The organism is Hamadaea sp. NPDC051192, assembly GCF_040682475.1.
Classification (GTDB): domain Bacteria; phylum Actinomycetota; class Actinomycetes; order Mycobacteriales; family Micromonosporaceae; genus Hamadaea; species Hamadaea flava.
The window spans coordinates 90631-104613 of sequence record NZ_JBFBAZ010000006.1; the positions used below are offsets into that span (position 1 = coordinate 90631).

Below are 13983 nucleotides of genomic sequence, written 5' to 3' on the forward strand. Positions count from 1 at the left end.
ACGATCCTCCATTGTGGCCAGCTCCGCCGGGAACCAGTTGGGCCCGATCATAGCCGTCACGGAGCGGCGATCGCCAGTTCCATCTTGGACAACACCGGCCCCTGCGGCAGCCGGTCGACCAGCGTGCTCGGCCGCCGCACCACTCCCGCGCCGGCGTACCCGAGCAGGGTCAGCGCGTCGGCCGAGTCCACCGCGTAGCGGCGGCCCGTCTCGGTGACCAGGTAGACCGGCCCGGCCGTCGCCTGCGGGCTGGCCAAGGCCATCACCAGCACGCCTCGGCCCGGTTCCATCGCGACCTCGTCCGCGAGCAACGTCCCCGAGGCGGCCACGCCGTCGCCCACCGTCGCCACCCCCGAGTCCGGCACCTGCGCGCCCACCACGATCGCCCGCGCGTCGGTGGCGTCGGCGACGATCTGGCAGACCACCCCGCCAGACCGGGCTGCCGGGATCATCGGCGGCACCGAGCCGTCCCCGAGATTCGGCACGTCCATCGCCGCCACCTTGGGCACGCCCGCCAGCTGCACCTGATCGATCGGGCGCGACGGCGTGGTGTCCCCGGCAGTGGCCCGGATCAGCGTCTCCTGCACCGCGCTGATCGGCTGCAGCCCGCCGCGCCGAGCCACGAAGCGCTGCGCCGCCGTGCCGTCGGTCGCGACGAACAGCTGCCCGACCTTCACACCGGCCAGGCTCGCGACCGCGCCGCCCCGCCCGTCGATCACGATCTTCGTCAGCGCCGGCCCCGCCGGCAGCGTCGCCAGCCAGGCCGCACCGACCCGCACCACATCCGTGGCGTCCACCGCCAGCGCGCTCCGAACCACGTCGGGGTCACGCAACTCGTGCCGCTGCCCGCCGAAGATCAAGTGGTACGCCGTGCCGTCGGTCACCACGACCGCGCTGTCGCCGAGATCGTCCCCGGCGACCACCGTCCCCGGCAGCAGGACCGATCGCGTCGCGGCACCGTCGGCGGCGGCGCAGAACGACCAGGCCCCGGCGAGCAGGTCGGCCGCGGCGGGCAGGGTCGGCGGGGCGTCGATGATGCCGACCGCTGCCCCACGTGGCCAGGTCAGCGAGGCGCGGGCGACCCGGACTGGGTCCTGCACACCTCGCAGCAGGGCCGCGGAGGTGAAGTTCGCCGTGGGATAGAGCCTCACCCCGTCACACACGTACGCCGCCCCGGTCTCCTTCTCGACGATGATCCGGTCGCAGCTCGTCCAGCTCTTCGCGCCGAGCGGGTTGAGCAGTCCGTAGACGCCGACGGCCGCGACGCAGATGACCAGGATCATGACCGCCGCCAAGGTCACCCCGGGCAGCCGTGTCCCCGACCACTCCAGCGGATCCGGCTTCTGCGCGGTCAGCGCGGTGTGCAGGCGCTTGCGCAGGAACTGCCGGGCGTGGATCTGATCGCGGCGGGTCAGCATGCCGGCCTCCGCTCAGCCTGGACGTTCACCAGGCGGTCCGGCGTACGGTCAGCCACCGATGCCTCGCGCGAACCCGAAGACTCCGGCCACCGCGGCGGCGAGCACCGCACCGGCGATGATCAGCACGGTCTCGGCGATGTCGCCCAGCCGGCTCACCCCCGGCGGGGCGGGCTTCCGGGCGACCGTCCGGGCGAGCCCGACCGCCCCGGCCGCCCCCAGCAGCAGCCCGATCAGCACCGGCGCCACGATGCGCGTACGCGTCTCGGCGAGCACGCCGTGCCACAGCAGCCAGGCCAGGACAGCTGTCCCCGTGGCCGCGCCCAGCAGCAGGGGCAGCCGATGGCGTACGGCGGCGAACGCCCGCGCCCGCAGCGCGATCACCACGACGGCCGCCCCGGCGAGCAGCCGCGCCGACAGGTCGTCCCGAGTCGCCAGGATCGCCGCGCCGCCGATCACCGCCGCCGCGAACCCCCACAGCAGCCCGGTCAGCAGCCGGTCGCTGCGCCGGACCAGCCGGGCGATCTCGGCCGGGTTCGGCAGCGGCTCGTCGACCGGCGTCTCGGTGGACGGCCGGGGCACCATCGGACCAGGCAGACCCGCCTGGCCGGCCGCGAGCCGGGGCAGCCACGGCGACACGAGCAACCCGACCGCAGTCACGACGGCCGCACCCGTCGCGGGAGTGCTAGCCATCGCGAGCAGGGCTCCGGCCGCTCCCGCGATCCCGGCGGTCAGCAGCGCCACGTGCACCGTCCGCAGGTCCCGCAGCAGGAGCAGGCCCAGGACGGCGGTCAGCGCCACCGTCGAGGACGCGACGAGCAACTGCGCTCGCCCGGGGATCGTCGAGTCGGTCACCAGCACCGTCGAGCCGCTCACGGCGTACACATAGGCGGAAAGCGCGAGCACCATGGACGGTGAGCGGCCGGCGGAGATCCGGTTCGCGAGGATCGCGCCGCCGAGCAGCAGGACCGCGGACCCGAGCAGGCACGCGCCCGGTGTGGGCCAAGGCGGGCCGGACCGCAGCACCCCGATCAGCGCGAGTCCGATCAGGAAGCCCATCGTGGCCGTGCCGGTGGCCGTCGTGTGCCGGGCCGACCAGCTCGCGCCCAGCGACCGCGCCTCGTGCGCCGCGGCGTCGGCGAGGTCGTCGAACTCCGGCTCCGGCCACTGCTGGTCCTGCGGTGAAAGCAGCAGCGTGTCACCATCCACAATGCTCTGCGCGGCCAGCGACTTGGCCGGGTCGAGCAAAGTCCCGTCCATTTTGCGCAGCACCCAACCGTGATGCGCGATGCCCTCGTCGGCCAGGTCGAGGCCGCCATGTCGCAGCAACGTGGCCTGCAAACCGACCAGGGGAAGGTAATCCGGGATCGCGAGATCTACCCGGCGTTGCGGGCTCAGAAGTACGATCCGCGTCAGCCCGAGACTCGCCGACTGCACCATGGCGAATCATCGTAGGGCAAGCTTCGCCACGGGGAGGTCCTATGACGACGGTCATTCGCCGGCGTCCGGCGCGTCGGCCCGCGCCGGCGTATCCGAGCGGGGAGATCGTGCTGGAGGAGGTGCCGGCGGTTCCGGCGCCGACCGGCGGCGGCTGGACGCGCGCGCTGATGGTGCTGCCGATGCTCGCCGGGTCGGCGGCGGTCGCGCTGATCTTCGCCGGTCAGAGCAACCGCCCGCTGGCCTACCTGACCGGCGGGTTGTTCGGCGTCTCGGCGCTCGGCATGGTGCTGATGCAGGTGTCGCTGTACGGCAGCGGGCAGACCAAGCAGCAGATGCACGCCGCCCGGCGCGAGTATCTGTGGAATCTGGACGCCTGCCGCCGCTCGGTTCGGGTCACCGCGCGCAGGCAGCGATCAGCCGAGTACTACCGGCATCCGGCACCGAGTGGACTGTGGACGCTCGCGGACTCCGCCCGGCTCTGGGAACGCCGCCGGGTCGACCTGGACTACTGCCTGGTCCGCATCGGACTCGGGCCGCGCGAGCTGGCGACCAAGCTGATCCCCAGCCCGGAGACGCCGCCGGAGAAGGCCGAGCCGGTGGCCGCCGCGGCGCTGCGCCGCTTCCTGCGCACCTACACCGAGCTGCCCGATCTGCCGGTCGTGCTGGCGCTGAACGGGTTCGGCCGGGTCTACGTGCGCGGCGACGCCGCCCGGGGCCGGGCGATGGTCCGGGCGATGCTGGCCCAGGCGGTCACCTTCCACTCCCCCGACGACCTGCTCGTGAGCGTGTGCGTCGGCGGCTCGGCGCGGCCGCAGTGGGAGTGGGCGAAGTGGCTGCCGCACGCCCAGCATCCGACCTCTGTGGACGCGCTGGGTTCGCTTCGCCTCATGGCGCCCAGCATCGTCGCCCTGGAGGCGATGCTGGAGGAGCATCTGACCGGTCGCCCTCGCTTCGACCCGAACGCCGGCGACTCGCAGCACGACGGTCCGCATCTGCTGTTCGTGGTGGACGGCGGCGACACGGCCGGGTCGGACCACCTGACCGCCGAGGCCGGCGTCGAGGGCGTCACTGTGCTCGACCTGTCCACCGAGCCGCCGCGCAACCTCGACCGGGCCACGCTGGTCGTCCAGATCGACGAGGACGGCACGCTGTCCGCGCGCACGTTCGACGGCGAGCGCCCGCTCGGCCAGGTCGACGAGCTGGGCCTGATGGCCGCTGAGGCGTTGGCCCAGCAGCTGTCGGCGATGCGCCCGGCGACCTCGGCGGCGTCGGATCGGGCCATGAACGCCGAGCACGGCCTGGCCGACCTGCTCGGGATCGGCGACCCGGCGGCGTTCGATCCGCAGGTCACCTGGGCGCCCCGGCCCACCCGGGAGCGGCTGCGGGTGCCGATCGGCATCGGCCCGGACGGCGAACGGCTGGAGCTGGACCTCAAGGAGTCGGCGCAGGACGGCATGGGACCGCACGGGCTGCTCATCGGCGCGACCGGCTCCGGCAAGTCCGAGCTGCTGCGTACGCTGGTCCTCGCGCTCGCCGTCATGCACCCGCCGGAGATCCTGAACTTCGTCCTGGTGGACTACAAGGGCGGCGCGACCTTCACCAAGCTCGATCTGCTGCCGCACACCAGCGCCGTGATCACGAACCTGGCCGATGAGCTTCCGCTGGTCGACCGGATGACCGACGCGATCAACGGTGAACTCGTACGCCGCCAGGAGCTGCTGCGGGCCGCCGGGAACTACGTCTCCCAGCGCGACTACGAACGCGCCCGGCTCGCGGGCGCACCGCTCGATCCCCTGCCGAGCCTGTTCGTCGTCTGCGACGAGTTCTCCGAGCTGCTGTCGGCCAAGCCCGACTTCATCGACATGTTCGTCCAGATCGGACGCGTCGGCCGGTCGCTCGGCATCCACCTGCTGCTGGCCAGCCAACGGCTCGAAGAAGGCCGGCTGCGTGGCCTCGACACGCATCTGTCCTACCGGGTCGGGCTGCGGACGTTCTCCCCGGCCGAAAGCCGCGCGGTCCTCGGCGTCACCGACGCGTACGAGCTGCCCCGGGCACCTGGGCACGGCTATCTCAAGTACGGCACCGATCCGCTGAGCCGCTTCCGCGCGGCGTACGTGTCCGGGCAGTATCGCTCGGCCGACCAGCTCACCGCGGTCGAAGGCGACGCCCGGGTGCACGTGTTCAGCTCGATGTACGTCGCCCCGGCCGACGCCGCCGAGGACACCGAGACCCGGCCGGAAGCCTCACCGGCCGACGAGTTCGACGTCGCGCCGACCGGCCCGACCCTGCTCGACGTGCTCACCCAACGCCTGCACGGCCGGGGCTCGCCCGCCCATCAGGTGTGGCTGCCGCCGCTGGACGAGTCGCCGTCGCTGGATCAGCTGCTCGGCGATCTGCGTACGGATCCCGAGCGGGGGCTCACGGTCGCCGATCCCGGGCTGCACGGCAATCTCGTGATTCCACTGTCGCTCGTGGACAAGCCGTTCGAGCAGCGCCGGGATCTGCTGCGGCTGGACCTGTCCGGCGGCTACGGCCACGTGATCGTCATCGGCGGTCCTCAGTCGGGCAAGAGCACCCTGCTGCGTACGCTGATCGCCGCGATCGCGCTCACCCACACACCCCGCGAGGCGCAGCTCTACTGCCTCGACTTCGGCGGCGGCACGCTCTCGGCGATCCGGCGACTGCCGCACGTGGGCGGGGTAGCCCCGCGCCAGGACGTCAACCAGGTACGCCGGACGGTCGCCGAGGTGCTCGGCGTGCTCAACCAGCGGGAGAAGTACTTCCTGGAGCACGAGATCGACTCGATGGCGACCTTCCGCCGCCGCCGTGCCGCCGGGGACTTCGCCGACCAGGAGCACGGCGATGTCTTCCTCGTCGTCGACGGCTGGCTGACCCTGCGCAACGAGTTCGAGGACGTGGAGCAGCAGGTCGTCGACATCGCCAACCGGGGCCTGTCATACGGCGTGCACGTCGTCGCATCGGCCGCCCGCTGGTTCGACGTGCGCGGCGGCGTACGCGACAGCTTCGGGACCAAGCTCGAACTGCGGCTCGCCGATCCCGGCGACTCCGGGGTGAATCGGCGATCGGCGGCCAACGTCCCCGAACGGTCACCGGGCCGGGGCATCACGCCGGACGCGTACCAGTGCCTGACGGCGTTGCCCCGCATCGACGGCCGGCCGACCGCCGACGACCTCGCCGACGGCACCCAGAACCTCGTCGACGCGGTACGCCGAGCCTGGACCGGCCCGGCCGCGCCCCCGGTACGCCTGCTGCCCGACCGGTTCCCCGCGACCGACCTCGCCCAGGGCCCCGACCTGCCGGGCATCGCGCTCGGCGTGGCCGAACGGGACCTGCTCCCCGCGTACGTGGACCTGTCCGGCGGCGACTCGCACATGCTGATCTTCGGCGACACCGAGTCCGGCAAGTCCAACCTGCTGGTGACCATCGCCGACGCCATCGCCCGAGGGCACCGGCCCGACGAGGCGAAGATCATCGCCGTCGACTACCGGCGTTCGCTGCTCGGCCGGCTGCCCGAGAGCCACCTTCTGGCGTACGGGACCTCGGCGGACCTCACCCGCGGCATCCTGACCGACGCCGCCGGAGTCATGAAAGAGCGGCTGCCCGGTCCCGACGTCACCCCGGAGCAGCTACGCGCCCGCGACTGGTGGCGCGGCAGCGACCTCTACCTGCTGATCGACGACTACGACCTGGTCGCCACCGACCGCAACCCGGTCCATGTCCTGCACGAGTACCTCAGCCAGGCGCGCGAGGTCGGCCTGCACGTCATCGTCGCCCGGCGCAGCGGCGGCGCCCAGCGCGCGTTCTACGACCCGGTGCTCAGCCGGATACGCGACCTGGCCTCGCCCGGCGTCGTGCTGTCGGGCAACCGCGACGACGGCCCGCTGCTGGGCAACGTCAAACTCGGCCCGCTGCCGCCCGGCCGAGGCTGGCTGGTCACGCGGCGCGAAGGCGCCCGATTGATCCAATGTGCTCTGTCGGAGGTGGAGTGACGCTCGACCGTCCATTCGCTACTCTGGGTGTCGTCCGCAGCGGGGAGGAGCGGTCATGACCGATCATTGGGGTCTTACTCACGGAGACATCCGGGTCGAGAACATGGCCGGGTTCGGCGAGTTTCAGAAGAAGCTCACGTCGAGCCGGGCCACGACGATGCTGCCGGCCAGCGCCAACGAACTCGCCAAAGCCGTCGCCGCGTTCGCGAGCGCCAAGGCGGGCCCGGCCAAGGACGGAGTGGCCTTCAGCGAGCTGGAGTTCTTCCGGAATCGCGTCCGCGTCCAAAGCGGCGATCTCGGAAAGTTCGCTGGTGAGGCCGCGAACGGATTGACCGGATTCGGCGAGACCGCCATCAAGGTGTACGCCGAGTACCGGACGGCCGACGCCACCTCGTCGAAGATCCTCCAAGCACCCAAGGACGTCCGGGCGGCCGACCACGACGCCGCCAAGGCCATGGCCACCACCAGCTCCGGCTTGCCGTACGACACCCGGGGCTGGGATCTGAAGCGCAGCAGCACCGACGACACCGACTACTACAGCATCCCGCCGACCGACGGGGTCACTCCGACACAGTGGACCCACGATGGCGACAAGCCCGGCGATGTATTCCAGCGCGTCTACACCATCCTGAACGCCGAGAGCCCGGACTATCTCCACCAGGTCGCTCGGCTCTGGCACCACATCCGGGACCTGCTCATCACCGCCAGCCACGATCTGCGCAACGGCACGGAGAAGAACCTCGGCGGCTGGACCGGACCGGCCAGCAAGGGCTTCCACACCCGGGTGCTGGAGTCGATGCGATCGATCAACACCTGGCACATCTCCGCGCTGCATCGGGCCGAGCAGATCGCGCAGAAGGCCGACCAGCTGGAGACAGCCCAAGGAGCAATCCGGCTGTCCTACCCGGACTACCTCAAGGCCAAGGCACTGCCGGAGACCGTCGATCTCGAGGCCGACAGCGAGAACGGGCACATGGTGGTCCCCTGGATCCAGGTCGACAATCTCCAGCGAGCAGCACTCCTCCTGGAGTTCGACACTCGCGCGCTCAACGTGGTACTCCCGCTGGCGGTCAGCCTCGTCCAGGCCGCCAACTGGCAGGCCCCGACGATGTACCCGGGTATCCCCGCGACCGGAGCGAAAGTCGAGACGCCGTTCGTCGAGACCAAGACCGACATACCCGTACGGCGCACCGGCGGCGGCGTACCGACCAGCACCGGGGTGAAGACCGGCGGCGGGGACCCGCGCAAGCAGTACGAGGCGGCCATCAAGCAGCTTCAGCAGCAGAACCAGGATCTGCGGGACGCGTACGACAAGCAGATCAAGAAGCTGCAGGAGCAGGCGCAGCGACAGATCGACGCGTTGCAGAAGCAGATGCAGGACCAGCAGAAACAGGCCCAGGACGCCCTGCAGCAGACCCAGCAGCAGGCTCAGGATCAGCTCGACAAGGCTCAGGAGTCGATCAGCCGGAGCCAACAGGATGCCCAGCAGCAGATCGAGGCGATGCAGAAGCAGCTCCAGGACGCGGCCGCCGCTGGGTCGGCCGCAGTCGCAGGGCTGGGGTCCATTCCGTCCGTGATCGGCTCGCTGGGCAACGTCGGCTCGCTGGGCAACCTCGGCGGCGGAAGCGTCGGCGGCTCCGGCGCGTTCGGCAGCAGCGGCACAGGATCCGCACTGTCCACCGGGGGTGCCGTCGACATGCTCGGCCGCAGCGGCGTGAGCGGGACGGCCACCACAGGACTCGGCGCCTCAGCACTGTCCGGCCGGTCGGCGGCTGCCGCGAACCCCGGCGGGACGCCGATCATGCCGCCCATGGGCGGCGGAGCACCGGCGACCGGCGGCGGTGGCGGAGCGCTCGCCGGCCGCAAGGGACGCCCGGTGCTGCCCGAGGAGAAGAAGAAGCCACAAGCCAAGCCGCGCATCGTCGACCCCGACGGCGACGGCACCACCGAGGTGCGCCCGTCCGGCGGCGCGCGCGCCCACTCCCGCAGCACCGACGACCGGGCCGCGACCGTCGCGCGTACGCGCAAGGCGCCGGAGACCGAGTCGGGACAGGCGCTCGGGCGTACCGCCTGACGTCGCGGAGTCACGCGTACTGAGAGGGTGCACATGATCGTCTGTGAAGCCTGCGGGATGCCGGACCCGACAGGCGGCTCCTACTGCGTCAACCCGTCCTGTGGAGCCCTGCTCCCCCAACCCGCCCGGCCCGCGCCGCCGGTGGCCCCCGAGCCGCCGCCCGCACCGGCCGCGCCCCGGCTCACGCCGATGGAGACCTTCGGCCGGTGGATGGCCGGGCTCTTCACGGGAGCAGGCCGCAAGATCGCCGCTCGCCGCAACCGCGCCACGGCCGACGCAACAGCAGTCAGCCCGGCAGCAGCCGAACCCGCCGCAGCCGAATCCGCATCAGACAACGCTGCGCCGGACAGGGTTGCGACGCCGTCCGCCGCGCCGCCGCCTAGCGCGCTATCGGAGCACAGCGCCAAGCCGACGGAGGCTGCCGCCGATACGCCGGTCGCCGCCGAGGATGCGACAGTCGATCGGAAACCCCGTCGGGCCGTGGCAGCGACCGCTGCCCTCGCCACTGCCGCAGGCCAACGCCTGAGCGCCGTTCCGCAGAAGCTCAGTGCCGTCCCGCGAAAGCTCAGTGGCGTCCCGCGCAAGTTCGGGGCCGTCCCGCGGCGGATCGCCGGCTCGTGGTCCCCGCCGGAGCGCCGCCGCTGGATGCCGGCCGTCGGGATCGCCCTCCTGGCGACCGCGGTCGCCGCCGGGGTCCTGGCCGTGTCGCAGGACAAGACCACGCGGAACGCGGAGCCGCCGATCGAGCCGGTGCCGGTCGCGAGCCCGTCGACGACGCCAAGCGAGGCGTCGCCGTCGCCGAGCGCCGTGGCGACGTCCGCGAGCCCCATTCCGTCGGCCACGGCCCGGCCTTCCTCGACCCGCAAGCCGACACCGCCGACGAGCCCTCGGCCCACGAAAGCCAGCACGAAGCCCACGACCACGACGCCCAAGCCGAGCATCAGCGTGTACGCCCGGGGCAAGTGCGTCTGGCAGGAGGGGCATGGCTGGACGATCGCCGTCTCCGTGACCGTGACCAACGGCAGCGGCACCTCCGCCACCGGTACGCACGGCTACGACTCCCATGTCGGCGGCAGCGGCACCTATTCGCTGTCGGGCAGCGGCACGTCCTTCTCCGGCGAGCTACCGCCCAACCTCGGCGACAATCCTGAGCTGACCGATTCGGTCGTGTCCTGGTCGGTGACCGTACGCCTCAGCGGCGGCGGAACGCTGACCAAATCGGGCTCCGTCAGCAACCCCTGCTGAGCACGGAGCACCCGTGACTGTCGGCCTCATAACAGTCTTGCCGCCGGATGTAGCATAAGTGCTATCTTCGGTTGCAGACATCAGATGGGGAGGCGGAACTGTGACCGATTCGCAGTACGCCCTGGAGGTCACCGATCTCCGGATGCGTTACGGGACGACCGACGTCCTGCGGGGGGTGACCTTCACCGCCCGGCCGGGCGAGGTCGTCGCCCTGCTCGGGCCGAACGGCGCGGGCAAGACCACCACGATCGAGATCCTCGAAGGCTTCCGGATGCGGTCCGCCGGCGACGTCAGCGTCCTCGGCGTCGACCCGGCCCGGGGCAACGAGGACTGGCGCGCCCGGCTCGGCATCGTGCTGCAAAGCTGGCGCGATCACGGCAAGTGGAAGGTGCGCGAACTCCTTGCGCACCTGGGGATGTACTACACCGCGTACGCGACGGCGAATCGCCGGGCCTGGGACACCGACGAGCTGATCGCGACCGTCGGCCTGACCGAGCACGCGCACAAGAAGGTCTCGCAGCTGTCCGGCGGGCAGCGCCGCCGCCTCGACGTGGCGATCGGCATCGTCGGCCGGCCCGAGTTGCTGTTCCTCGACGAGCCGACGGCCGGTTTCGACCCGCAGGCGCGCCGCGAGTTCCACGAGCTGGTGCACCGGCTGGCCGACATCGATCAGACCACGATCCTGCTGACCACCCACGACCTGGACGAGGCCGAGAAGCTCGCCGACCGGATCCTCATCCTGGCGGGCGGCACGATCATCGCCGACGGGTCGGCCGACGAGCTGGCCCGCCGCATTCCCAGCGCCGCCGAGATCCGCTGGAGCATCGACGGCGAGCGGTTCGTCCACTCGGCCGAGGACGCGACCGCGTTCGTGCACAAGCTGCTGGACCAGCACGGCGCGGCCGTCACCCACCTCGAGGTACGCCGGGCCAGCCTGGAAGACACCTACATGGCACTGGTCCTGGCGCAAGAGTCGGGGCAGGCCGTCACCGTCCCCTCCGCCTTCGAGAAGGTCGCCGCATGAACACCACGTTGTTGAGCGCTGTGAAGGCCGGGGCGAACCGCGGCCGGATCGAGCTGAAGCACACCTTCATGAATCCGCAGGATCTGTGGACCTACTTCTTCCCGGCGTTCGCGCTGCTCATCACGATGTTCTTCATGCGTGACGCGACCGTGCCCGGCACGAGCTTCTCCCTCGGCTCGCGTACGCTGCCCAGCGCGCTCGGCATGGGCATCGCGTTCGGCGGCCTGGTGACGATCGCCGCGGCGCTGACGATCGAACGTGAGGACGGCACGCTGCTGCGGGCGAAGGCGGTGCCGAACGGCATGTTCGGCTACCTGGTCGGCAAGATCGTCACGGTCACCGGCATCACCCTGCTGAGCCTGGCGATCCAGCTGATCCCGGCGACCTTCCTGCTCGACGGGCTGTCGCTGTCGGGCTGGCACACCTGGTTCACCCTGCTCTGGGTGGTGCTCCTCGGCTTGGTGGCGACGATGCCCATCGGCGCGATCTTCGGCTCGATGTTGTCCAACCCGCAGAACATGGGCCTGATCATGCTGCCGATCATGGGGCTGATCGCGACCTCCGGGATCTTCTACCCGATCACCAACTTCCCGACGTGGATGCAGTGGATCGCGCAGGTCTTCCCGATCTACTGGCTGGGCCTGGGCATGCGCTCGGCGCTGCTGCCCGACAGCATGGCGGCGGTGGAGTTCGGCGGTTCGTGGCGGCATCTGGAGACGGTCGGCGTACTCGGCGCCTGGGCGGCGTTCGGGCTGATCGTGGCCCCGATCGTGCTGCGCCGCATGGCCCGCCGCGAATCCGGCTCGGCCGTCGAGGCACGCCGGACCCGGGCGATGCAGCGTACGCGGTGAGTTCATGACCAACGGAGACAAGCCGAGCGAGGTCGTCTACGACCGCATCGCGATGCTGCGCGCCGAGCGGGGCATCACGCGGCGGGAACTGGCCGACGCGCTCGGCATCCACTATCAGACGGTCGGCTACCTGGAACGCGGCGAATTCCGGCCCAGCCTGCACCTGGCACTGCGGATCGCGCAGTACTTCGAGGTGCCGGTCGAGGTCGTGTTCTCCCTGGAGCCGTTCCCACGCCTCGGCAGCGCCGCATGACCCGGCACACGCGTCTGGGAGCATGATCCGATGAACACCCGCCGCAGCTACGACATCGTCGCGGACCGGTACGCCGCCGAGATCGACGACGAGTTGCTGGCCAAGCCGTGGGATCGGGCGCTCCTGGGCGCGTTCGCCGAGCAGGCCGCCGGCGGGCCGGTGCTCGACGTGGGCTGCGGGCCGGGGCACGTCACGGCGTACTTGGCCGGGTGGGGGCTCGACGTCTTCGGGCTCGACCTGTCGACCGGCATGGGCGCGGTCGCCCGCCGGACCACGTCGCTGCCCTTCGCGACGGCCGACATGACGGCGCTGCCGATCCGCTCCGGCGCGGTCGCCGGCGTCGTCTGCCTCTACGCCGTCATCCATCTCGACCCGGCGGCCCGCGCCGCGGCGTACGCCGAGTTCGCCCGGGTGTTGCAGCCCGGTGGGCTGGCGATGGTCGCCTTCCATGTCGAGGACGAGAGCACCCGGATGGGCGGCCACAAGACCGTCACCGACTGGTGGGACCACGAGGTCGAGCTGACCTTCCACTACCTCGACCCGGCCGCGGAGACGGCCGCGTTGACGCAGGCCGGGTTCGAGCTGGTCGGCCGGTTCGACCGCGCCCCGCACCCGGGCACCGAGCACCAGAGCCACCGCTCCTGCCTCCTGGCCCGCCGCCCCTGACCACATGGGGACCGGGCGCGAGGGCAGTAGACTGCTGACATGCCCCGGTATGAATTCCGCTGCCGCGCCTGCGGCGACACGTTCGAGGTCGAGCGCCCGATGAGCGAGGCGTCGCAACCCGCCGCCTGCCCGGAAGGGCACGAGGACACGGTCAAGCTGCTCACCACCGCCAACGTGGTCAAGGTCGGCTCGCCCCAGCAGGGCGGCGGAGGCGGGGGTTGCTGTGGCGGAGGCTGCTGCGGCTAGTTCCGCGCGCAGCGGGCGCCGATGACGCGTACGTCCTCGGTGAAGCCCAGCCTTGTGTAGCAACGGATCGCCGGGGTGTTGTCGACGTCCACGGTCAGCCCGACGACGTCGACCGCCCCACTGAATCGCGCGCACAGGGCTGCGGTGACGACGGCGGCCAGGCCTTGCCGCCGGTGCGCCGGGTGCGTGGCGATGTTGCCCAGCACGGCGACCTTCTCCGTGGCCGACCAGGTGTGCGTACCGGCCATCGCGACCAGCTCGCCGTCACGCCGGATCCCCAGGTAGGGTCCGGCCTGCAGCATCTGCGGCTCGAAGAACCCGCCGTCGGGGTTCGCGGCCTGCTGCAAGGCCTGGATCTCCGCCAGGTCCGCGGTCCCGATCGTCACGACGGGCTCGCGCGTCTCGCGCACCGTCACCGGTTTCACCGACATGTACGCGAGGACGCCGTGCACGTCGAGCGTGAAGTGCGGGCGCAGCGCCTCGGCGGCCTCCTCGGACAGATGGCCGTAGAACCGGTCGGGCAGCTCCCCCAGGAACGCCGTGACGAGCGACCTCATCGACTCTGTCGGCGGATCGGCGACAGCGAGCACGACCGGGGTCTGCAATCCGGTGTAGAGCAGCAGCGTCTGGCCCCACCCGTGGATGAACCGCGTGTGCGGCCAGAACGCGTCGTCGAGGTCGCCGATCGCCAGCAGATGCCGGCCCGGATGCCGGGTCAGCAGTTCGCGTACCTCGCCGCGGTCGATGACGACCCGCATC

Annotated in this window: 11 protein-coding genes; 8 read left to right on the forward strand and 3 right to left on the reverse strand. The window is 71.3% G+C overall.

What is annotated here, in order from left to right:
• Nucleotides 1–56: 56 nt before the first annotated feature.
• Nucleotides 57–1418 (reverse strand): type VII secretion protein EccB, encoded by a 1362-nt coding sequence (gene eccB / locus AB0M47_RS04465; RefSeq protein WP_363408252.1) that lies wholly within the window; start codon nucleotides 1416–1418, stop codon nucleotides 57–59.
• Nucleotides 1419–1466: 48 nt separating this feature from the next.
• Nucleotides 1467–2855 carry a type VII secretion integral membrane protein EccD gene (gene eccD, locus AB0M47_RS04470; protein WP_363408255.1) on the reverse strand — a complete coding sequence of 463 codons (1389 nt, stop codon included), beginning with the start codon at nucleotides 2853–2855 and terminating at the stop codon, nucleotides 1467–1469.
• Between the two features lie 41 nt (nucleotides 2856–2896).
• On the opposite strand from eccD, the gene eccCa reads away from it, so the two are divergent.
• The 8 genes from eccCa (at nucleotide 2897) to AB0M47_RS04510 (ending at nucleotide 13224) form a co-directional block, all read left to right on the forward strand.
• Complete coding sequence (eccCa, locus tag AB0M47_RS04475; RefSeq protein ID WP_363408258.1) at nucleotides 2897–6865, forward strand: type VII secretion protein EccCa; 3969 nt, start codon at nucleotides 2897–2899, stop codon at nucleotides 6863–6865.
• A 55-nt stretch (nucleotides 6866–6920) separates the two neighbouring features.
• On the forward strand, nucleotides 6921–8939 hold the full coding sequence (locus AB0M47_RS04480; RefSeq protein ID WP_363408261.1) for an OmpH family outer membrane protein: 2019 nt from the start codon (nucleotides 6921–6923) through the stop codon (nucleotides 8937–8939).
• 57 nt (nucleotides 8940–8996) lie between these two features.
• Nucleotides 8997–10184 (forward strand): hypothetical protein, encoded by a 1188-nt coding sequence (locus AB0M47_RS04485; RefSeq protein WP_363408264.1) that lies wholly within the window; start codon nucleotides 8997–8999, stop codon nucleotides 10182–10184.
• Nucleotides 10185–10326: 142 nt separating this feature from the next.
• Nucleotides 10327–11208 (forward strand): ABC transporter ATP-binding protein, encoded by an 882-nt coding sequence (locus tag AB0M47_RS04490; RefSeq protein WP_363408344.1) that lies wholly within the window; start codon nucleotides 10327–10329, stop codon nucleotides 11206–11208.
• Nucleotides 11205–12059 carry an ABC transporter permease gene (locus AB0M47_RS04495; protein WP_363408267.1) on the forward strand — a complete coding sequence of 285 codons (855 nt, stop codon included), beginning with the start codon at nucleotides 11205–11207 and terminating at the stop codon, nucleotides 12057–12059. Before AB0M47_RS04490 ends, AB0M47_RS04495 begins: the two co-directional genes overlap by 4 nt.
• 4 nt (nucleotides 12060–12063) lie before the next feature.
• Nucleotides 12064–12312, forward strand: a complete 249-nt coding sequence (locus AB0M47_RS04500) for a helix-turn-helix transcriptional regulator (RefSeq protein ID WP_363408270.1) — start codon at nucleotides 12064–12066, stop codon at nucleotides 12310–12312.
• Nucleotides 12313–12342: 30 nt separating this feature from the next.
• A complete protein-coding gene (locus AB0M47_RS04505; RefSeq protein ID WP_363408273.1) occupies nucleotides 12343–12978 on the forward strand; it encodes a class I SAM-dependent methyltransferase in 636 nt (211 codons plus the stop codon).
• 39 nt (nucleotides 12979–13017) lie between these two features.
• Nucleotides 13018–13224: a zinc ribbon domain-containing protein gene (locus AB0M47_RS04510; protein ID WP_360001974.1), complete on the forward strand. Its 207-nt coding sequence runs from the start codon at nucleotides 13018–13020 to the stop codon at nucleotides 13222–13224.
• Here AB0M47_RS04510 and AB0M47_RS04515 read toward each other — a convergent pair.
• Nucleotides 13221–13982, reverse strand: a complete 762-nt coding sequence (locus AB0M47_RS04515; protein WP_363408276.1) for a GNAT family N-acetyltransferase — start codon at nucleotides 13980–13982, stop codon at nucleotides 13221–13223. The genes AB0M47_RS04510 and AB0M47_RS04515 overlap by 4 nt on opposite strands.
• Between the last annotated feature and the right edge of the window lies 1 nt (nucleotide 13983).